This is a genomic window from Duganella aquatilis (assembly GCF_009674565.1).
Taxonomy (GTDB): Bacteria; Pseudomonadota; Gammaproteobacteria; order Burkholderiales; family Burkholderiaceae_D; genus Rugamonas; species Rugamonas aquatilis.
Map to the genome: position 1 here is coordinate 151,169 of NZ_WKJL01000001.1, position 19,654 is coordinate 170,822.

Annotated in this window: 17 protein-coding genes; 9 read left to right on the forward strand and 8 right to left on the reverse strand. The window is 58.9% G+C overall.

Features of this window, described 5'->3' with window-relative positions:
* Nucleotides 1-32: 32 nt before the first annotated feature.
* From GJ698_RS00705 to GJ698_RS00725, 5 genes are all read right to left on the reverse strand, one after another.
* Nucleotides 33-2,402, reverse strand: coding sequence for a GH36-type glycosyl hydrolase domain-containing protein (locus tag GJ698_RS00705; protein WP_154355676.1), 2,370 nt, complete (start codon nucleotides 2,400-2,402; stop codon nucleotides 33-35).
* A gap of 10 nt (nucleotides 2,403-2,412) precedes the next feature.
* Nucleotides 2,413-3,750, reverse strand: a complete 1,338-nt coding sequence (locus GJ698_RS00710) for an MFS transporter (protein WP_371865088.1) — start codon at nucleotides 3,748-3,750, stop codon at nucleotides 2,413-2,415.
* A 115-nt stretch (nucleotides 3,751-3,865) separates the two neighbouring features.
* Complete coding sequence (locus GJ698_RS00715) at nucleotides 3,866-4,378, reverse strand: gluconokinase (RefSeq protein ID WP_229259774.1); 513 nt, start codon at nucleotides 4,376-4,378, stop codon at nucleotides 3,866-3,868.
* A 109-nt stretch (nucleotides 4,379-4,487) separates the two neighbouring features.
* Nucleotides 4,488-5,516, reverse strand: a complete 1,029-nt coding sequence (gene gntR, locus GJ698_RS00720) for an HTH-type transcriptional regulator GntR (protein ID WP_154355678.1) — start codon at nucleotides 5,514-5,516, stop codon at nucleotides 4,488-4,490.
* A 69-nt stretch (nucleotides 5,517-5,585) separates the two neighbouring features.
* Nucleotides 5,586-6,080 (reverse strand): DUF4124 domain-containing protein, encoded by a 495-nt coding sequence (locus tag GJ698_RS00725; RefSeq protein ID WP_154355679.1) that lies wholly within the window; start codon nucleotides 6,078-6,080, stop codon nucleotides 5,586-5,588.
* Between the two features lie 269 nt (nucleotides 6,081-6,349).
* Between GJ698_RS00725 and GJ698_RS00730 the strand changes: the two genes are divergently transcribed.
* Nucleotides 6,350-6,844: an FxDxF family PEP-CTERM protein gene (locus tag GJ698_RS00730; RefSeq protein ID WP_208023744.1), complete on the forward strand. Its 495-nt coding sequence runs from the start codon at nucleotides 6,350-6,352 to the stop codon at nucleotides 6,842-6,844.
* Nucleotides 6,845-7,108: 264 nt separating this feature from the next.
* On the opposite strand, the gene GJ698_RS00735 is transcribed toward GJ698_RS00730, so the two are convergent.
* On the reverse strand, nucleotides 7,109-7,804 hold the full coding sequence (locus tag GJ698_RS00735; RefSeq protein ID WP_154355681.1) for a PEP-CTERM sorting domain-containing protein: 696 nt from the start codon (nucleotides 7,802-7,804) through the stop codon (nucleotides 7,109-7,111).
* A 173-nt stretch (nucleotides 7,805-7,977) separates the two neighbouring features.
* Here GJ698_RS00735 and GJ698_RS00740 point away from each other — a divergent pair, with 173 nt between their 5' ends.
* From GJ698_RS00740 to guaA, 3 genes are all read left to right on the forward strand, one after another.
* On the forward strand, nucleotides 7,978-8,175 hold the full coding sequence (locus GJ698_RS00740) for a hypothetical protein (RefSeq protein ID WP_154355682.1): 198 nt from the start codon (nucleotides 7,978-7,980) through the stop codon (nucleotides 8,173-8,175).
* Between the two features lie 250 nt (nucleotides 8,176-8,425).
* A complete protein-coding gene (gene guaB / locus GJ698_RS00745; protein ID WP_154355683.1) occupies nucleotides 8,426-9,889 on the forward strand; it encodes an IMP dehydrogenase in 1,464 nt (487 codons plus the stop codon).
* Nucleotides 9,890-9,955: 66 nt separating this feature from the next.
* Nucleotides 9,956-11,566, forward strand: coding sequence for a glutamine-hydrolyzing GMP synthase (gene guaA, locus GJ698_RS00750; protein ID WP_154355684.1), 1,611 nt, complete (start codon nucleotides 9,956-9,958; stop codon nucleotides 11,564-11,566).
* On the opposite strand, the gene GJ698_RS00755 is transcribed toward guaA, so the two are convergent.
* On the reverse strand, nucleotides 11,521-11,760 hold the full coding sequence (locus GJ698_RS00755; RefSeq protein ID WP_154355685.1) for a hypothetical protein: 240 nt from the start codon (nucleotides 11,758-11,760) through the stop codon (nucleotides 11,521-11,523). The genes guaA and GJ698_RS00755 overlap by 46 nt on opposite strands.
* 213 nt (nucleotides 11,761-11,973) lie before the next feature.
* Between GJ698_RS00755 and GJ698_RS00760 the strand changes: the two genes are divergently transcribed.
* Complete coding sequence (locus tag GJ698_RS00760) at nucleotides 11,974-13,167, forward strand: tyrosine-type recombinase/integrase (RefSeq protein WP_154355686.1); 1,194 nt, start codon at nucleotides 11,974-11,976, stop codon at nucleotides 13,165-13,167.
* A gap of 19 nt (nucleotides 13,168-13,186) precedes the next feature.
* Here the strand turns inward: GJ698_RS00760 and GJ698_RS30715 are convergent, their stop codons facing one another.
* Complete coding sequence (locus GJ698_RS30715) at nucleotides 13,187-13,636, reverse strand: helix-turn-helix transcriptional regulator (RefSeq protein ID WP_229259775.1); 450 nt, start codon at nucleotides 13,634-13,636, stop codon at nucleotides 13,187-13,189.
* Between the two features lie 483 nt (nucleotides 13,637-14,119).
* Here GJ698_RS30715 and GJ698_RS00770 point away from each other — a divergent pair, with 483 nt between their 5' ends.
* From GJ698_RS00770 to GJ698_RS00785, 4 genes are all read left to right on the forward strand, one after another.
* Nucleotides 14,120-14,491 (forward strand): hypothetical protein, encoded by a 372-nt coding sequence (locus GJ698_RS00770; protein ID WP_154355687.1) that lies wholly within the window; start codon nucleotides 14,120-14,122, stop codon nucleotides 14,489-14,491.
* 135 nt (nucleotides 14,492-14,626) lie between these two features.
* Nucleotides 14,627-16,912, forward strand: a complete 2,286-nt coding sequence (locus GJ698_RS00775; RefSeq protein WP_166454766.1) for an RHS repeat protein — start codon at nucleotides 14,627-14,629, stop codon at nucleotides 16,910-16,912.
* Nucleotides 16,909-19,278 carry an RHS repeat-associated core domain-containing protein gene (locus tag GJ698_RS00780; RefSeq protein WP_154355689.1) on the forward strand — a complete coding sequence of 790 codons (2,370 nt, stop codon included), beginning with the start codon at nucleotides 16,909-16,911 and terminating at the stop codon, nucleotides 19,276-19,278. Before GJ698_RS00775 ends, GJ698_RS00780 begins: the two co-directional genes overlap by 4 nt.
* Complete coding sequence (locus GJ698_RS00785; RefSeq protein ID WP_154355690.1) at nucleotides 19,275-19,613, forward strand: HEAT repeat domain-containing protein; 339 nt, start codon at nucleotides 19,275-19,277, stop codon at nucleotides 19,611-19,613. Before GJ698_RS00780 ends, GJ698_RS00785 begins: the two co-directional genes overlap by 4 nt.
* The last annotated feature ends 41 nt before the right edge of the window (nucleotides 19,614-19,654 follow it).

Here is a 19,654-nt window from a genome sequence, read left to right on the forward strand (position 1 = left end):
ATACAGTGTCCTTATAATTTTTTAGTTAATCTTCAGCGCGGAATCAAGACCTCCAGCGCGTATGCTCCGCCCGCAACGATACCTTTGATAACGTTTTCAGTCAAACGATTACCATCCTGCCAGACCTGAATTTCACTGACGTCGGCGCGTTGTATAGACACGTTGAAGGTGGCATGGCGGAACTGGCGCACCACCTTGATGCCGTCCCAGTGCGACGGCAGCTGCGGCTTGATGGTCAGGCCGTCGCTGTTGCCTTTCAGGCCGCACAGTCCTTCGACAAAGCACAGGTACACCCACGACACGGTGCCGGTATTGAATAACTGGCTGGAGCGGCCGGCCGTGCGCGGATACTCGTGATATGCGCCGCGATAGTAATTCGGGATGAACACTGGCAGCTGGCCGCGCTGCAGATAGTCTTCCTCGCTCGGGCCGGGCAGCATGCGGCGCAGCAGGTCGTAGGCGCGGTCGCCTTCGTTGGCGGTGTACAGGCTGTAGATGTAGAAGATGGCCGCGTGGTTGTACACCGCGCCGTTCTCCGCCGAGCCGGGATGCTTTTGCGTGACGCGGCCGACGTCGTCGCGCATGGCGCTGAACGGCGGCGCGAACATCTGCACGCCGTAGGGCGTCACCAGCTGGTCCTGCACCTGCGCCACCATCGAGGCGCGCTGGCCGGCGTTGGCGGCGCCGCCCAGGATCGCCCAGGCCTGCGGATTGAGCCAGATGCGGCCTTCCTGGTCCGTGCGGATGCCGAAGGTGACGTTGTCGTCGGTGATGCCGCGCGCGAACCAGTCGCCGTCCCACAGGTGTTCGTTGGCGGCGCGGTTGACGGCGCGCGCGCCGGCGCGGAAGTGCCGCGCGCTTTCCGCCAGCGAGGAGCTGGCGCCGGTGGTCTCGCAGATCTCCGCCCACAGGTTGAGCGCGTAGGCGGTGGCCACCGTCAGCCAGCCGGACACGCCGCGGCCCTTGTAGCCGACCATGTTCATCGGGTCGCACCAGTCGCCCTGGGCGATGTAGCTCAGGCCGCGCTTGTCGCGCGCCTGCAGCAGCCAGTCCATGGCGCTGCTCACGCGTTCGGACACCGTCAGCGCGACGCCGCTTTCCTTGCCCACCACGTCTTCGTTGAGGATGTCGTAGTCGGCGGTTTCGTCGAGGTAGACCTTGAGGGCCACCGGCAGCCACACGCAGTGGTCGGTATGCGGCACCTGGTTGATGTACTTGAGTTCCGCGCCCTCGGTCAGCAAGATCCCGTCCGGCATGGCGCCGCTGGCTTCCTGCTGCGACAGCGCGTGCAGGAAGGCCTTGCGCATCACGCTGGGCTTGATGAAGCTCATGCCCATATTGTCCTGCAGGTAGTTGCGGGTCTGCGGATCGGTGCTCAGGCGGTTGACGTCGCCGTGGTAGAACACCTGGCGCGGCAGCCAGTTGTTGACGAAGTTGTCGAGGTCGGCGTCCGGCGTGTCGATGCGCAGGCAGCCCTGGCCGCTGGCGACGTAGGCGGCGTAGTCGTCGCGCGTGGCCTGGAAGGCGGCGGCGCTCAGGTATTTGGCGCGCAGCGCCAGGATCTCGGCGTCGTCGAAGGCGGGGCCGAACAGGAAGCGGTAGTCGCGCGCTTCGCCGTCGTCCAGCGGCAGGCGGTACTGCACGGCGGCGGTCGGCGTTTCGTAGCGGGCGTCGCTGTCGCCCAGCTGTGCGGCGGCGATGGCGGACGGATAGTGCAAGCCGCCTTCGCCCTCGAAGGCGGACTGGCGCACGTCCCAGGCGTCCGGCGCCTGCTCGCACAGGAAGTAGGTCTTGTCCTTGAAGTCCTTCTGCTTGAAGTAGTCCGCCACCTTTTGATACGGCGTGACGCTGCTGGCAACCACGCCGCCCAGGTCCGGGCGGTATTCGCCGGACTGGTTCATCCACGACATATAGCCGATCGGGAAGTAGGGATAGACACTCAGCTTGCGCGCGCGGCCGGAGATATTGGTCACGCGCAGCGACCACAGTTCCACCACGTCCGCCACCGGCAAACTGAGAGTCAGTTCCACCCGTACGCCCAGGTGTTCGACGGTCCAGGCCAGATCGCTCTTGCCGACCGAGAAGCTGTAGCTGTCCACCGGCGCGCGCACCGGCTCGTACGGCGCCGAGAACAGTTCGCCGGTTTCCTCGTCCTTGATGTAGAAGAAACGGCCCGGATGGTGCGCGTAATAGTTCTGCTCCGGCTGCATGAAGGTCTTGGCCTCCAGGTTGGGCGCGTGCGCGTACTTGGCGGGTTCCGGCTGCATGAACTGCGCGGTGGCGTAGCCGCGGCAGGTGATCTGTATCATCATCTTCTGATTCCACAGGAAGCCTGCTGCTTGCGGCATGGCCGTGGGGCTGGTCAATTCGTAGCGGTCGCTGTTGTGGGTAGGGCGTAGCATATTCTCTCCGTCAGGATTTGCGCGCTTCCAGATCCGCCTGAATCTGCAGCAGCTTGTTGTTATCAAGGTTATAGAGGAACATCACGGCCACCGCGAACAGCGCGAAGGCGGCCGGAATGAAAGACATCAGCCAGACGATGCCGGCCTGCGAGCCTTCGCTCTGCGCGGCGTTGGCCACGTAGCCCAGCCTGGTGAACAGCCAGCCGATCACCGCCACCGCAATCGCGGTGCCGAGTTTTTGCGAGAAGGTGGCGGCGGCAAACGTCATCGCCGTGGCGCGGCGGCCGGTGCGCCACTCGTTGTAGTCGGCGGTGTCGGCGTACATGGAGAAGGCCAGCGGCGACTTCGGCCCCAGCGCCAGGCCCATGCCGATCTGCAGCGCGAACATCAGCCACACCTGGTCCCTGGGCACGAAGAAGAAGGCCGACGACAGCACGGCGGTGATGGCCATCAGTATCATCATCAGCTTCTTCTTGTCGACGAAGCGCGTCATCAGCGGCGTCAGCGAGGCGCCAGCGGCGGCCGCGCCCATGTAGGCCGGCACGAAGCCCGCCATCAGATCCTCGCGCTGCACCACGTACTTGAAGTAGTAGGCGGCGCTGGTGGTGCGCAGCGTGATGGTGATCATGATGACCAGCGCCAGGACGAACAGCACGATCCACGGCCGGTTGTGCGCCAGGTCGCCGACGTCCTGCCAGATATTGCTCTTCTGCGAAGCCGGCGGCGCGATGCGCTCGCGCGTGTTCAAAAACGTCAGCACGAACAGCAGGGAGGCCAGCGCGCTCCACGCCAGCATGGTCAGTTGCCAGCCCAGCCTGGCGTTGCCGCCGCCCAGCGTGCGCACCAGCCATGGCGTGGCGGCCGTCACCAGCATGCCGCCGCCGAAGGCGAAGATGAAGCGCAGGCCGTTGACGGTGGAGCGCTCCTGGGCGTCGGCCGACAGCACGCCGGACAGGGCGTTGTAGGGGATGTTGATGCAGGTGTAGCACACCATCATGGCTAGGTAGGTGCCGTAGGCCCAGACGATCTTGCCGCCGTCCGACAGGTCCGGCGTGGTGTAGGTGAGGAAGGCGGCGCAGGCCAGCGGCAGCGGCACCCAGATCAGGTAGGGGCGGAACTTGCCCCAGCGGGTGGTGGTGCGGTCGGCCGCGGCGCCGATCATCGGATCGGTGAAGGCGTTGATGAGTTTGATCGTGAACATCATCGACGCGGCGGCGGCGGCCGAAATGCCGAACACGTCGGTGTAGAAAAACAGCAGGAAGGTGGCGATGTTGGTCCAATAAAAATTGAACCCCATGTCGGCCACGCCGTAGCTGATTTTTTCGCGCCAGGTCAGTTGTTTGTTCACGGTCGTCTTCATGCGCATGTAAAAACAGGCAGCAAGGGTATCACTGCCTGAACGAAATGGCCGTTCCTGCCACTTCGGGGAGAAGCTACTTTTGATAGCGGTAACTGCGTCGCCATCAAGTATGCAGTATCTGGCGCACCAGCGCCTCCGGCTCTTGGGCGATGTCGAGCACAATGCCGGCCTCGTCTTCCTGCAGCGGTTCCAGCGTTGCCAGCTGGCTGTCCAGCAAGGCGGTCGGCATGTAATGGTCCTTGCGCGACTGCATGCGGGCGGCGATCAGTTCGCGCGGACCGGCCAGGTGGGCAAAGCGCAGCTCCGGATCGGCGCTGCGCAGCAGGTCGCGGTAGCTGCGTTTCAGCGACGAGCAGGACAGCACCAGGCCGCTGTGCTTGAGGCGCGCGTCGCGAATTTCCGTGTGCAGCGCCTGCAGCCAGTCGGCGCGGTCGGCGTCGGTGAGCGGGACGCCGGCCGTCATCTTGGCGACGTTGGCGTAGGAATGGTAGGCGTCGCCCTCGAGAAAGGGCACTTGCAGCGCGCCGGCCAGTTGCAGCCCGACCGAACTCTTGCCGCAGCCGCTGACGCCCATGATGACCCAGCGCGTTTGCCTGCCGTTTGTAATAGTGTGCATATAAATGATAGCGCTAACAGTTAAGCGCGAGTTTAGACGGATTGAAAAATTTGTAAAGCACTATCGATGTTGCGACGCAGCAGCGCGCCGCGCCGGGGTGCGAGCGTCGTCAGGCGCTTTCGCGCGCCATCAGCGTGAAGCCGAGGTCGATCTGGCGCGTGGCCGGCGCCTCGCCCTTGATGACCGAGCGCAGCAGCGTGGCCGCCTCGTAGCCGATGCGGTAGCGCGGCGTGCCGATGGTGGTCAACGACGGATTCATCCAGGCCGAGGCGGGCAGGTCGTTGAAGCCGCAGATGGCCAGTTGCGACGGCACCGCGATGCCGCGCCGCTGGCACTGGTAAATGGCACCGTGGGCGAGGTCGTCGTTGCAGCAGAAGATGGCGTCGCAGTCGGGCGACTGCGCCAGCATGCGGCCCAGCAGCTCGGCGCCGAGGGCGATGGTGGACGGTTCGCCGACCATCACTTCGAGTTTCGGATCGGCCAGGCCGGCTTCCTGCATGGCCTTGCGGTAGCCTTCGGCGCGGCGCAGCGTCCGCTCGTCCAGCTGCGCGCCGATGAAGCCGATGCGCTTGTGGCCCTTGTCCAGCAGGTAGCGCGTCATCGCGTGGCCGGCCTGGAATTGCGAGAAGCCGACGGTCAGCTTGTCGGGATCGGTCGACATGTCCATCATCGATACCACCGGCACGCGCGAGGTGGTCAGGATTTGCTGCACGCGCGGACTGTGCGTCAGGCCGGACAGCAGCATGCCGTCGGGATTCGACTGCAGATAGGTGCCGATCAGCTTTTCTTCCTGCTTGTCGGAATAGCGGGTGTTGCCGATCAGGATCTGGTAGTCGTCGGCGTCCAGCGCATCCTGGATGCCGGCCAGCACCTCGGTGAACACGGCGTTCGACAGCGACGGCACCAGCACCGCGATCACCTTCGATTGCGAGGAGGCGAGGGCGCGGGCGGCGCGGTTGGGCACGTAGCCGAGCTCGTCGACGGCTTTCTCGACGCGGTCGCGCAGGGCCTGCGACACCATGTCCGGCTGGGTGATGGCGCGCGAGGCGGTCATGGTCGCCACGCCGGCCCTGTCCGCCACCATCGCCAGGGTAATGCGGCCGCTGGCGCGGCTCTTGCCCGCTTGAGTCTTCGTCATTAGTGCAATTCGCTAAATATTGATACTGATAGCGATATCATACGGCAGCCTGGCCGAAACAGCGCGCATCTATTTGCAGTCGGCCAACACTTTTTGCGTGTTTTTGCGCAAATCCTCGCGCTGGGCCTCGTCCATGTAGCCGCGTTCGCCGTTTTTATCGAAGGTGGTGAGGCGGATGCCCTGGTCCAGCGCCTGCTGGTTCTTGCGGGCGGCGTCGCAATTGGCGGCCTGCGCGGCCTTGTTGCGGGCCTGGTCGGCGGCGCGCTGGGCGGTTTCGGCGTTTTCCAGCTTGCGCTTGGCAAAGTCGGCGTCGCGCTCGGCCAGCGTCGGCGCGGGCTTGGCCACGGTGTCGGATGCGGTGGCCGGTTCCGTTTCGGCCGGCGCATACGGGTTGAACATCGGCTTGCCCGGCGCTTTCAGAATGCGCTTTTCCGGGATGTTGGGTGGCGGCGGCCGGTCCGACAGCTGCTTGACGCCCTTGTCGTCGATCCAGATGTATTGCGCCGTGGCCAGCGACGAGGCGGCCAGCAGAAGGACGGCGAGCAAAGCATTGCGGTGATTCATAAGCGCTCCAGAAGGCATGCGCAGATTTCGCCATGATTCAAGGCAACTGTCAATCACGTTCCCCATCGTTGACTCATCGGACAGGGGTGTTAGCTATTGCCGGGAGGAATGATCGGTGCCGCACATTCGAGCGCATCTTTCTGTTGCTGGAATGCGATTTGACAACGCACGATTGAAATTTAACAATTGAAAAAGTTGTTATTGATATTATTAAGATGCAATTAAATCATGTTTTCCTTAAACCCATCTTAATTCTTCGGAGCACACAAATGAAACTGAAACTCATCGCCGCAACCGCCCTGTTGGCTTCCTCGTTCGCCGCGTCTGCCGCCACTTATGACCTGGGCACCTTGTCGCCGGCGGGTTTCGATTCGTGGGGTGAGTCGTCGGCCCGCATCGGCACCGGCGTCACCATCGATGACACCTGGACTTTCACCCTGTTGGCTGACTCCACGGCGTCGTTCCTGGCCAGCCAGACCTTCCTCGTGACTGGCGGCGCAATTTCGAACTTCAGCGCTGTATTGCTGGGTAACAGCTTTGCTCCAGGCTCCAGCACCACCACGTCGCAGACGCTGAGCTGGGGCGGCGTGCTGTCGGCCGGCACCTACTCGGTCCACGTAACCGGTCTGACCACTGCCGATCGTACGACCTACCAGGGCGCGGTCTCGGCACTGCCTGTGCCAGAACCGGAAACCTACGCCATGCTGCTGGGCGGCCTGGGCCTGGTTGGCGCGATTGCCCGTCGCCGCCAGAAGAAGGCATAAGCCAGCGCACTCCGAAAGGCCGCCCGAGGGCGGCTTTTTTATTGACCAGTGATGGCTTATTGGGGGGCGGCGATGTCGATGATGCGGCCGTTCCAACGAGGGATATCGGCGGTAGGTGTCAACACAACCGGCATCGGATCGAAATTATTGGCCAGCGCATGCGCCATTCGGCGCGTATTGCATCATGAGCGCTACGACGCCTTTCCAGCTTCCAACTATGACCCTCATCACCGAAACCGGCGCCACCTCGGCGCCGGCGATGAATCAAGAACGCATGCGCTTCCGGCGAGCAGCGAAGCCTACCCAGCCCATCCCGGCAAGCAGCATGGCGTAGGCCTCGGGTTCGGGTACGGCGTTGACAGAGATTACATCGATTTTGCCGAGAAACTCAGCGTGCTGCGTGCCGGTCAAAGTAAATGAAGCGCTCGTTGTGAATGATGCGCCAGTCGTATTTTGTAAGATAGTCTGGCCGAAATTCAGCGTAGGCACGAAAGCAGTGTCGTAGCTATATACGAAGTTGGAGACCTCCAGCGTGCCTCCGCCTGCAAGCCAGGCGCTCTGAGAGGTCGTGACGTGGTCAGCGCCGCCATGCGCTCCGCCCTGACTGGCGTCGTTGGAGATGAACTGGCGGCCATTGTCGGTATCGGTTGCGGTAAATGTGACTGTGTGACCATTCAAAGTGACGGTGTCTGTGAATCCGGGACCATTTGAGAATACGTAGTTGTAATAGCTGGTAACCTCCTCGCGCCCCCAAAGCGCCGGATCGATGCTAGACGTGATGGATTGCGCGTAAGTCAGTCCGGCTAACGATAGGCCTGCAGTGCCGAACACCCCGGTGTAGTCGGTACCTGCCGTAATTGTGCCTGTCGCAGTCACTGTCCACGTTCCTGCGGCCACCGCCTGGGCTGTAACTGCGCTCAGTACAACTGCTGCTGCAGCGGCAACCATTTTGATTTTCATAGCTGTCTTTCGGTGAGAGCAGACGGGAGCAGGTTATAGAAATGAAGTATCAAAATTACATCGAATAAATTGTGCAGGACTGCTATTCAAAAAGCACGATCTATTTGGACTGGGCGTCAGAAAAACAACGATGATATCCATGCTTATAGTTGAAGCCGGCGCCGGCCTCCCGAATGCCGAGAGCTACGCAGCGTGGCCGCCGCCCGGTTCATGTTTGCGACCTACCGCACCCGCTGGGCCGGCCGCGCTGGAATGTGGTGGTCGACCGCTTTGGTGCTGAAGTGCACGCCTCCCGTTCCAGGAACAAGGCCGCAGCGGCGCAGCCGTTGACGCTGGCCACGCTGATGCCAGCGTTGACGATGTTTTTTTGATCCGGTCTCGGCGCGTGTGGCGGTCGATTACGCTCATGGCATAATGGCCCAGGATCTACGGCGCTGAAGCTTGCGCGAGGTCGAAAACGTGGGCGAAATCAGGGCGAAAATGCAGACCGCCACAGACTTTTCCAGACATATTTCTTGATGCACGCATGCGATTCCTCCTATGCCCGGCGTTGTCTGTGGAAGTTGCAGACAATTAATCCCGATTCCTGTATAATGCCGCTTTGCGCCTATAGGAAATGCTATGCGTCTACTTCAAAAAGCACTCACATTCGATGACGTGCTGCTCGTCCCAGCGTACTCCAACGTTCTGCCTGCGGATACGTCCCTCAAAACCCGTCTGACTCGCAATATCAGCCTGAACATCCCGCTGCTGTCGGCAGCAATGGATACGGTCACCGAGGCACGCCTGGCGATTGCCATGGCACAAGAGGGCGGCATCGGTATCATTCACAAGAACCTGAATCCGAAAGATCAGGCCCGTGAAGTAGCGCGTGTCAAGCGTTTCGAGGCCGGCGTGCTGCGTGATCCGATCACCATCCCGCCAACCATGAAGATCCGCGACGTCATCAAACTGACCGAGCAATATGGCATTTCCGGTTTCCCTGTCGTGGAAGGCAAGGAAGTGGTCGGCATCATCACCAACCGCGACCTGCGTTTCGAACAGGAACTGGACGCCGAAGCGCGCGCCAAGATGACCCCGCGCGAAAAGCTGGTGGTGGTCAAGGAAGACGCCGACCGCGACGAAGCCAAGCGCCTGATGAACAAGCACCGCCTGGAGCGCGTGCTGGTGGTCAACGACGCCTTCGAACTGCGCGGCCTGATTACCGTGAAAGACATCCAGAAATCCACCGAGCACCCGTTGGCGTCGAAAGACTCGCAGGGCAAGCTGCTGGTCGGCGCCGCGGTCGGCGTTGGCGCTAAAGACGAAGAGCGTATCGACCTGCTGGTCGCCGCCGGCGTCGATGTGCTGGTGGTCGACACCGCCCACGGCCACTCGCAAGGCATCCTGGACCGCGTGAAGTGGATCAAGACCAAGTACCCGCACGTGGACGTCATCGGCGGCAATATCGCCACCGCCGCCGCCGCCAAGGCGCTGGTCGAATACGGCGCGGACGCGGTCAAGGTCGGCATCGGCCCTGGCTCGATCTGCACCACCCGTATCGTCGCGGGCGTCGGCGTACCGCAAATCACCGCCATCTCCAACGTGGCCGAAGCACTGGAAGGCACCGGCGTGCCATGTATCGCCGACGGCGGCATCCGCTTCTCGGGCGATATCTCGAAAGCGCTGGCAGCTGGCGCCTCGACCGTGATGATGGGTTCGATGTTTGCCGGTACCGAAGAGGCGCCAGGCGAAGTGATCCTGTATCAGGGCCGTTCGTACAAGTCGTATCGCGGCATGGGTTCGCTGGGCGCGATGTCGGATGGTTCGGCCGACCGCTACTTCCAGGACGCCACCATGAAGGCCGACAAGTTCGTGCCGGAAGGTATCGAAGGCCGCGTGGCTTACAAAGGCTCGGTGCTGGCGATCATCTTCCAGCTGGTCGGCGGCGTGCGCCAGTCGATGGGCTACTGCGGCTGCGCCACCATCGATGAACTGCGCAACAAAGCCGAGTTTGTCGAGATCACCTCGGCCGGCATGCGCGAGTCGCATGTGCACGACGTGCAAATCACCAAGGAAGCGCCGAACTACCGTTCCGGCGACTAAATAGTCCTTGCAACGCCGGCGTCCACCGCCGGCGTTTTTCTATTCTCCTCTTCATCGGTTGACTCCATGCATTCTAAAATCCTCATTCTCGATTTCGGCTCCCAAGTGACCCAGCTGATCGCCCGCCGCGTGCGCGATTCCGGCGTGTTCTCGGAAGTGTTCCCGTACGACGTCAGCGACGAGTTCGTGCGCAACTACGGCGCCGCCGGCGTGATCCTGTCGGGCAGCCACAGCTCGACGCTGGAAGGCGATGCGCCGCGCGCGCCGGACGCCGTGTTCGAACTGGGCGTGCCGGTGCTGGGCATCTGCTACGGCATGCAGACCATGGCGGCCCAGTTGGGCGGCAAGGTCGAGAACGGCAAAGTGCGTGAATTCGGTTACGCCGAAGTGCGCGCGCGCAACCACACCAAGCTGCTCGACGGCATCGTCGACTTCGTCACCGACGAAGGCCACGGCATGCAGAAGGTCTGGATGAGCCACGGCGACAAAGTGCTGGACATGCCGCCAGGCTTCGTGCTGATGGGCGACACGCCATCGTGCCCGATCGCGGCGATGGCCAATGAAGAGAAGAGCTTCTACGGCGTGCAATGGCACCCGGAAGTGACGCACACGGTGCAGGGCAAGGTCATGCTGAGCCGCTTCGTGCACGAAATCTGCGGCTGCAAATCGGACTGGAACATGCCGGACTACATCTCGGAAGCGGTCGAGAAGATCCGCGCCCAGGTCGGCACCGATGAAGTGATCCTGGGCCTGTCGGGCGGCGTCGACTCGTCGGTGGCGGCCGCGCTGATCCACCGCGCCATCGGCGACCAGCTGACCTGCGTGTTCGTCGACCACGGCCTGCTGCGCCTGAACGAAGGCAAGATGGTCATGGACATGTTCGCCAACAACCTGGGCGTCAAAGTCATCCGCGTCGATGCGGAAGACCAGTTCATGGGCCACCTGAAAGGCGTCAGCGACCCGGAGCAGAAGCGCAAGATCATCGGCCGTGAATTCGTCGAAGTGTTCGACAAGGAATCGGGCAAGCTGGTCAACGCCAAGTGGCTGGCGCAAGGCACCATCTACCCGGACGTGATCGAGTCGGCCGGCAAGGGCAAGAAGGGCCAGACCATCAAGTCGCACCACAACGTGGGCGGCCTGCCGGAACACATGAAACTGTCGCTGCTGGAACCGCTGCGCGAACTGTTCAAGGACGAAGTGCGCAAGCTGGGCGTAGCGCTGGGCCTGCCGCATGACATGGTCTACCGTCATCCATTCCCGGGTCCGGGTCTGGGCGTGCGTATCCTCGGCGAAGTGAAGAAGGAATACGCCGACCTGCTGCGCCAGGCCGACGCCATCTTCATCGAAGAACTGCGCAACACGCCGTACGAAGCGACCGTGGTGCCGGGCTTCGATCAGGACAGCGTGCCGAAGAACTGGTACGACGCCACCTCGCAAGCGTTTGCCGTATTCCTGCCGGTGAAGTCGGTCGGCGTGATGGGCGACGGCCGCACCTACGAATACGTGGTGGCGCTGCGCGCGGTGCAGACGCAGGACTTCATGACCGCCCACTGGGCACACCTGCCGCACGCGCTGCTGGGCAAGGTAAGCAACCGCATCATTAACGAAGTGCGTGGTATCAACCGTGTCGTTTACGACATTTCGGGTAAACCACCTGCGACCATCGAGTGGGAATGATTTTCTAGACCGTAGCGGTTGGCGCCGCTTGGCAAACGAATGACACTAAGCCCCTGATTTTCAGGGGCTTTTTCTTTTTTTGTGCCATATTTTTTGGCAAGCTCTTGCAATGCCAAGCAAGTCGGCTTGATGGTCATCATGATGGTACGACGGACTGCAGTTGATGATGACTGGAAATGAGTACCATCAGCCATTGATCAGTCCGTGCTGGTATACCTGATGGTCAAAATCGGTCTAAGCGATTGAATTTTATAGGATTTCTGTACCCAGCTAAACCATAAATTCATTGATGGTATTTTTGCGGAATTTTCCCCTTTTGTGCTTGTCTAAAATCTGGGTGAACGTCTTGCAAGTGTTTGATTCATCGTTATTTTTATCCTGTTGATGGTATCCCACGGGAGGTGAAAATGCTGACAGATGCGAAGCTCAAATCGATGAAGCCCCACGAGCGGGCCTATAAGGTCGCGGACCGCGATGGCCTCTATGTATCGGTGTCGCCGGCAGGGGGCATCTCGTTCCGTTTCAATTACCGCGTCAATGGCCGGCAGGAGACGTTGACGCTGGGGCGGTACGGGATAGGGGGCATGACGCTGGCCGAGGCGCGCACGGCGCTTGCCGAAGCGCGCAAGACCCTCGCCGCCGGCCAGTCCCCGGCGCGGACGAAGACCGAACGGGCCCAACGCAAAAAGGCGCAGGAAACGTTCGCGGTGTGGGCCGAGCGCTGGCTTGAGAAATACAGGATGGCGGAGTCGACGCGCGCGATGCGGCGCCATACCTACCGGCTGGATTTGGAGAAGACACTGGGGCCGCTGCTGCTGTCGGAGATCACGGAAGCGCAACTGCGTGTCTTGTGCGACCGTATCGTTGACCGGAACGCGCCGGCCGTCGCGGTCCATGCCCGCGAAATCGTGTTGCAGGTGTACCGGTTCGCGGAGGCGCGCGGCGAGCGCCATCCGAATCCGGCGGAAGGCGTGCGGCCCAGTTCAATCGCCACGTTCGTGCCGAAGGACCGCGCCTTGTCGCCCAACGAGATCAAATCATTTTACAAATACCTCGAACGCATCAACAGTGCACCGACGATCAAGCTGGCCTGCAAGATGTTGTTGCTGACGCTGTTGCGCAAGTCGGAGCTGACCGATGCGACCTGGGATGAAATCGATTTTGAGCGTGCGCTGTGGACCATTCCGGGCGCACGGATGAAGCGTCGCAATCCCCACAACGTTTACTTGTCGCGGCAGGCGATGGACATCCTGGTGGCGTTTAAGACCTGCGCCGGCGGCTCGCGCTACCTACTGCCGAACAGATACGATATCGACCGGCCGATGAGCGGAGTCAGCCTCAACGGTGTGCTGGTGAAAGTGGTGGAAACCGCGAACAAGAACGGTTGTGCTCTGGGTGAATTCTCGCCGCATGATTTGCGCCGCACAGCGTCGACCTTGCTGCATGAGGCCGGCTACAACACGGACTGGATCGAGAAGTGCCTGGCACACGAGCAGAAGAACGTGCGGGCGATCTACAACAAGGCGGAGTACGCCGAGCAACGGCGCGGCATGCTGCAGGCGTGGGCGGACATGATCGATGCGTGGACCGCAAGCGCATGACGCGCGGCTTGCGCGTTGCTTAAGATGAGGCTTTCTTGTGACCAGGGCGCCGGGCTTGACCAGAGGACGCTTTTCGTTCAGCGATCCAGGCATCCACCTCTGCCAGGTCCCACGCAACCTTGGTCGGACTGATGGTGAAGTGCTTCGGAAACTCTCCGCGCTTTTCCATGTCGTGGATGGTCCGCACGCTGAGCGGCACTTTTTGCAGAAGCTGTGGGCGCAGAATCAGCACACGGCCTGGCGTGAGCAGTTCCTTGGTGGTGAGGGGGCGAGTGGTCATGATATGGACCTCGTGGCGTGGAAGCCGTTGGCAGATTTTTGATGCTTTTGGGCTGACGGAGCGGGGAGTCGTGTTTAGTATCGCGCGTTTGGTGAGACCGGTGCCATGAAAGGACGAGGCTTCTTTTATCTGCATCAAATTGATGTGAGAATGGCTTTCCGTCACGTACGATTTCCGTTCGTGATCCATGCGTTCGATCGCCCAAGTCCGGGCGTTTGCGCATAAGTGAGTTGTGTGCCAGGACCGTGACGGCCCATTCCGTCAGCCTCGCACTGAGGCGCTCCTTGGGACTGGACGAAAATCTTCAAGCCGTGCGCGATTCGCCCTCAGCTCGGGCGGACGTCAGGCCGCCATTGGGATCCCTGCTCGGCCTTGACGCCGCGCGCGTCGGGTCGAGAGCGCGATGGCTGCAATGCCGAGCGCCAGCTTGCCGCGTTGCGCGGAGCAGGCGCAGGCGCTCAGAAAAATCGGGCCGAGTCACTTTTCGGCCTGTCACCTGAACGACTGAGCGCTTTTGCGTTAGGTCGCGCCCATTTCCTTGAGATGTACCGTGGCGTTGGTTTTGTCTGGATTGAGCTTCAGCGAGCGGCGGTAGCTCACACTTGACCTGACATCAGCGATCAAAAAGAGCGGGGCGACCTATCGACGCAGGAACAGGCATGGCGGGTGTATGTGTCGAAGGGATGGGCACGGGCGCAGATCAAGGAGGCGCAGCATTACCAGCGCGGTGACATCGTGCGTTTTGGCCACAGCTACAAGACGCTGGAAGCGGCCAAGGGCGAGTACCTGACGGTGGCTGAGGCTGTGGGAAGGTGCGCATCGGCGTCCGCGAAGTTTGCCGAATCACGCTGCGGCGCAGGCAGCTTTCACACTGACACAGCGAATTCATCGCCTGTAGTCATGACCGCCATTGCGATAATTGACAGTAAGTGGTCAGCTGAAAAGCCTGTGCCCCACTTTATTCTTGCCGCGCAATTGTCACCCTTCGTATCGCGGCATACGGCGCGAACCAAAACATTCCAATTGAAAAGTGATATTTGGTGATAATTGAAGTAATGTTGCGTGATAGTATTGTTTCATTGTGGAATTTTTAGAGATGTCAATTATTAAAGAAAGTTGCTAATGAAGCTATCGAATCTAGCCGGATGGACTGTAATAAAGCATGGTTACAGAGGAATAATGAAATCAATAAAGTTATTTTCCTTGGCGATTTCGATATTGTATTGCCACGACACGCTAGCTGTAACGCAGTATTTGGGCGCGAACGTGGTTTACGGTGATATGAAGGATGGTACTTATGATACGGTACAGAAAGCCATAGCGGCGACGGAGAAGCAAATTTGTATAGGTGGAGGCGCCTTTAATTGTCGGATCGCGTACACCGGTGATTTTTGGCATGGTAACACTTCTAGATGGGTATGGACGGGTATATATTATTATGATACGAAAAATACCGATGGGACGTTTAAGACCTTTGGTCCGTTCGATTACGCAGGTGGAATGAATCTTGAATGTCCAACAGGTTGGACTGCGGGCAACAGCCAAGCCTTGCAAGGCTTATGCTTTAGGAATATTCCGGTTGTGCATTGCGATGTATGTGACAAGCAGAACCCCGTGCCGACCGCCAATGGTTCAATGATCATTTCGGGCAGGCTGACGCAAAAAATTGAAACCGATTATAGCAACGCCAGTGGAAGCCTTCAGTTCACGCGTACTTACCGAAGCGATGAGAAGCGTTGGACCCATAACTACGATATCGGCGCAGTGAATTTGAATGCTAGTGTCCCATCCAGTTCATCCAGCCTGTGCCTGAAAACCGTAGGTTTGCAATTTGGAAAAAGCTGCTTGCCTTATATGGGCGCCAATATTCCTAATGGTGGACTAGGGAATAACTTCGTCGTCCGCAGGGGCTTTGGACCAATTCTAACTTTCGGGTCGAGTAGCGATCTCTTGCCACGCAAGGATGTCAATGACAGGCTGAATTTTATTGCGGGTTCAGAGGGAAATGGCATCACAGTTTATAACGCGTCAACGGATGCAACCGAGTATTTCGGTAGCAATGACAAAATCTCAAAGTCAGTTCAACGCAATGGCGATACGACTAGTTTCTTTTACAGCGATACTGCAACGCCTAAAGAAATCGCACCCGATCAAGATTTTCTGATCAGTGTTGTTGATCCATCCGGAAGGCAAATTGATTTCACTTATGATGAAAATGGTAAGATGAGCACAATGAAGACGCCGACGGGTGATGTCTTCAAATATTCCTATAGTGCTGATGGAAATTTAACGTCGGTAACCGATCCTGATGGAAATCAGAAAAATTACTTATATAATGAAAGTGCAAAAACCCAAGGCGGTAAGTTGCCATTTGCACTGACTTCGATAATGGATCCCTCTGGGAACAATATAGAAGAATTTAATTATGATTCCACAGGAGCACTTCTTTCGAATAATCTTGGTGGAAATATAGGAAAAAATACAATTTCATCCTATTCAGATAATTATGTCGTGATGACCGGCCCCTTAGGAGGTTCAACTACGTACACCTACAGCGAAGTTCTCGGGGTAAAAAAAATTTCATCGGTGATGCATGTGAACTCCATCGGCAACAATGTTTTCACTAGGTATGAGTATGATGCAAACGGTAATATCAGCGCGGTCCAGGCATTTGATAATACACGTACCACCTACGTATACGATCCTTCCCGCAATTTGGAATCCAGCCGCACGGAGGCAGTGGGTACATCAGCAGCGCGTACCATTAGTACCGAATGGGATCCGCTGCTACCGCTGGCGACCAGGATCGCAGAGCCCAGACGTCTGACAATCAATTCGTATGACCAAGCCGGTAACCTGCTCAAGAAAGTCGTGCAGGCGACCTCCGATGCCAGCGGGACTCTCGGTTTTAACGCAGTCGTGGTGGGAACGCCCAGAATATTTACTTATACCTACAACGACCATGGTCAGATGCTTACGCAGCGTGGGCCGAGAACCGATGTAAACGATACGACTACGTATGCCTATGATACGGAGCAAAATCTTATCAGCATCACAGATGCGCTCGGGCATAAAACGGTTTTTTCAAATTACGATGCTAATGGTCACGTAGGACGGATTGAAGATCCCAACGGCTTGGTATCGGAACTGACGTACACCGCGAGCGGACGGCTTCGTTCGCAAACGATTGGGGGCGCAACCACGACCTTTAGTTACGATACTTCGGGGAATGTTGCCGACGTCACGCTGCCCAACGGCGCCGCGATTAGTTACAGCTACGACACCAGCCATCGGCTGACCGGAATCAAAGACAGCCTAGGAAATAGCATCGCCTACACGCTGGACGCCATGGGTAACCGGGTGAACGAAAAAGTGACCGACCCTTCCGGCTTTTTGACGCGCCAGGTGTCAAGAGGATTTAGCGCATTGGGACTGCTCAAACTACAAACCGGAGGCCATCAATGAAGCGCTTGATGTCACATGGCATCACCCATGCGGTGATGGTTTCATTGATCTGGACGCCAATGTTAGGCAGCCTGGTGCTCACGCCAGCGGTGGCGCAGACGGCACAGAACACCACCTATACCTATCTGTATGACGATATCGGGAATCTCTCCCAAGTCACGGATGCGTTGGGCAATGTCTCGAACGTGAGCTACGATCCGCTATTGCGGGTCAAGCAGCGGATCATGCCGGCGCCGGCCAGCGGGGCGGCCAGGCCGACGACCAACTTCACTTACGATGGCCAGGATCAGCCGGCGACGGTGGTCGATCCGCGTAACCTGACCACGACCTACACCGTCGATGGCCTTGGCAACCAGTCCGCGCTTGCCAGCCCCGACAGTGGGAGCACTGCCCGGACGTTCGACGCTGCCGGCAATCTGTTGTCCAGCAGGGATGGGCGCGGCAAGCTCACGACCTACGCTTATGACGCGTTGAACCGGGTGATCAACGTCACCTTCCCGAGTGGTGCGCCGACCCTGTTCGAATATGACGGCGGCGTAGCCGGAGCGCCGTATGCAATCGGGCGACTGACCAGGGTGGTGGACGAATCCGGGCAGACCAGCTACGCCTACGACCAGGCGGGTCGGATGATCAACAAGGTGCAAACCACGGTCAGCGCGGCTGGCACGGTAAGCCGCCAACTAGCCTATGTGTACGCGGCGAACGGCCAACTGCTCAGCGTTACGTACCCGAGCGGACAACAGCTACGCTACGCCTACGATGCGGTCGGCCAAGTCAGCCAGATCGCACTGTCGAGCGGGGGCACGGTGTTGCTGGACCAGATACAGTACGCGCCATTTGGTGCGGTGCAAAGCTGGGCATGGGGCAACAGCAGTGATGTCGCGCCGAATACCTATGCGCGAACGTTCGATCTGGATGGCCGGTTGGTGACGTACCCGCTGGGCAATCCGGCGTTGTCGGCGCAGGGCGTGGTCCGCACCGTCAGTTACGACGCGGCCAACCGCATCACCGGCTACACGCACAGCGGCGGCGCCAACGCCGCGGGCTATAACCAAACCTTCGGCTACGACGGGCTGGGGCGGCTGACCAGTTTTATAAATGCCACCTCGAGCCAAGGCTATGCCTACGACGCCAATGGCAATCGAACCCGCCTGACGATCGGCGGCAGCAGCTACACCAACACCATCAACGCCAGCAGTAACCGACTGAGCGCCACCACGGGGCCGGTGCCGGCAAAAACCACGACGATCGACAATGCCGGCAATCTCACCGCCGACGGCACCACTACGTTTATTTACAGCGATCGTGGACGCCTGCAGAGTGCGACGAAGGCCGGCATGACGACCAGCTACCTGTACAACGGCTGGGGCCAGCGAGTCAGCAAGACCGGCCCTGGCGTAGCGACCGGCGGCAACGAATTCGTGTACGACGAGGCAGGTCACCTGATCGGCGAGTACGACGCGGCCGGCAACACGATCGCGGAGACAGTCTGGCTGGGCGATACGCCGGTGGCGCTGCTCAAGTCGGCGCAAACGGATGGGATGTCATCGCAGGTTTACTATGTGTATGCCGACCAGGTGAACGCGCCGCGGGTGATCACCGATGCTGTGTCGGGTGCGGTGGTATGGAGTTGGGTCGATACCGATCCGTTTGGCATGAGCCAGCCAAACGAAGCGCCATCCGGCGGCGTCGGTTTCGTTGCCAATCTGCGCTTCCCTGGACAGTATTTTGATCGCGAGACAGGCTTGCACTATAACTATTTCCGCGACTATGATCCGCAGACCGGACGCTATGTGCAGAGCGATCCCATAGGGCTGGAGGGAGGCGATAACACTTATGGCTATGTGCAGGGGAACCCATTAGCTTTTGCTGACCCGAGTGGCTTATGTGTTGGGCCACTCATCCCAGCATGTGTGATTGTGGCGGAGAATACGCCTGCTATTCTGGCAACGACGAGCATTGTTGCTGGCATTGTAACCGGCGCCGATGTTCCCGGTCCGATGGGCGTCACTAGCGCAGGGGCACGAACGATCGCCAAGCAAATGGGGCAAATAGTGAGGTATCCAAACTGGGGTGTGGCAAGGCGTGCACTTGGTAATCGGCCCAATGAAGCGATTCACCATATAGTTGAACAGTGCCAAGCGTATTCGCATCGTAGTAGTTTTACTGCGGAACAACTCAATTCCACAAACAATCTAATCCGAATCGATACAGCCACACATGACAAGATCAGTTCTTACTATTCGTCCAAACTGCAAGGTACGAATATAACGGTGCGCGACTGGTTGAATGGAAGGTCTTTTGAAGAACAATTTAAGTTTGGTATCGATGTTATTGATCGGGCCATGCAGGGAAAATTACCATGATGAAGAATGAAGTATCCACAGAACAAGATGAATTTATCAAGAATGCAGTTGGCTATTGGCAATGCATTGAGAATGGAAATTCCAAATCAGCCAATTTGGCTGAAAAGCGAAACAAGAAAATTATCATGCACTTGGGGAACTTTGCTACGGCTCTCCTAGAGCCGCTGCTGAGTCATCCGTCTGACGCGGTGCGTTTTGCAGCAGCAGCCCACTTAATGAAGACTGAAGTCAGTGATGAAGCTGCAAAAGTGCTCCAAGACTTAGCACAAAATCCGTTAGGATTAATGGCACTGAGCGCTAAAGCAATTTTGGATATACATGGGCATACATGTTGAATCTGACGATCAACTGCATAATTGTCCACCGATATTCCTTG

What these genes read in the sequence shown, in the direction of transcription:
- GJ698_RS00785 (WP_154355690.1), top strand. Translation starts at nt 19,275, where the DNA reads ATGATGAAGAATGAAGTATCCACAGAACAAGATGAATTTATCAAGAAT.
- GJ698_RS00760 (WP_154355686.1), top strand. Translation starts at nt 11,974, where the DNA reads ATGCTGACAGATGCGAAGCTCAAATCGATGAAGCCCCACGAGCGGGCC.
- GJ698_RS00780 (WP_154355689.1), top strand. Translation starts at nt 16,909, where the DNA reads ATGAAGCGCTTGATGTCACATGGCATCACCCATGCGGTGATGGTTTCA.
- GJ698_RS00740 (WP_154355682.1), top strand. Translation starts at nt 7,978, where the DNA reads ATGCCGAGAGCTACGCAGCGTGGCCGCCGCCCGGTTCATGTTTGCGAC.
- GJ698_RS00715 (WP_229259774.1), bottom strand. Translation starts at nt 4,378, where the DNA reads ATGCACACTATTACAAACGGCAGGCAAACGCGCTGGGTCATCATGGGC.
- GJ698_RS00725 (WP_154355679.1), bottom strand. Translation starts at nt 6,080, where the DNA reads ATGAATCACCGCAATGCTTTGCTCGCCGTCCTTCTGCTGGCCGCCTCG.
- GJ698_RS30715 (WP_229259775.1), bottom strand. Translation starts at nt 13,636, where the DNA reads ATGGATCACGAACGGAAATCGTACGTGACGGAAAGCCATTCTCACATC.
- gntR (WP_154355678.1), bottom strand. Translation starts at nt 5,516, where the DNA reads ATGACGAAGACTCAAGCGGGCAAGAGCCGCGCCAGCGGCCGCATTACC.
- guaA (WP_154355684.1), top strand. Translation starts at nt 9,956, where the DNA reads ATGCATTCTAAAATCCTCATTCTCGATTTCGGCTCCCAAGTGACCCAG.
- GJ698_RS00735 (WP_154355681.1), bottom strand. Translation starts at nt 7,804, where the DNA reads ATGAAAATCAAAATGGTTGCCGCTGCAGCAGCAGTTGTACTGAGCGCA.
- guaB (WP_154355683.1), top strand. Translation starts at nt 8,426, where the DNA reads ATGCGTCTACTTCAAAAAGCACTCACATTCGATGACGTGCTGCTCGTC.
- GJ698_RS00705 (WP_154355676.1), bottom strand. Translation starts at nt 2,402, where the DNA reads ATGCTACGCCCTACCCACAACAGCGACCGCTACGAATTGACCAGCCCC.
- GJ698_RS00755 (WP_154355685.1), bottom strand. Translation starts at nt 11,760, where the DNA reads ATGGCTGATGGTACTCATTTCCAGTCATCATCAACTGCAGTCCGTCGT.
- GJ698_RS00730 (WP_208023744.1), top strand. Translation starts at nt 6,350, where the DNA reads ATGAAACTGAAACTCATCGCCGCAACCGCCCTGTTGGCTTCCTCGTTC.
- GJ698_RS00775 (WP_166454766.1), top strand. Translation starts at nt 14,627, where the DNA reads ATGAAATCAATAAAGTTATTTTCCTTGGCGATTTCGATATTGTATTGC.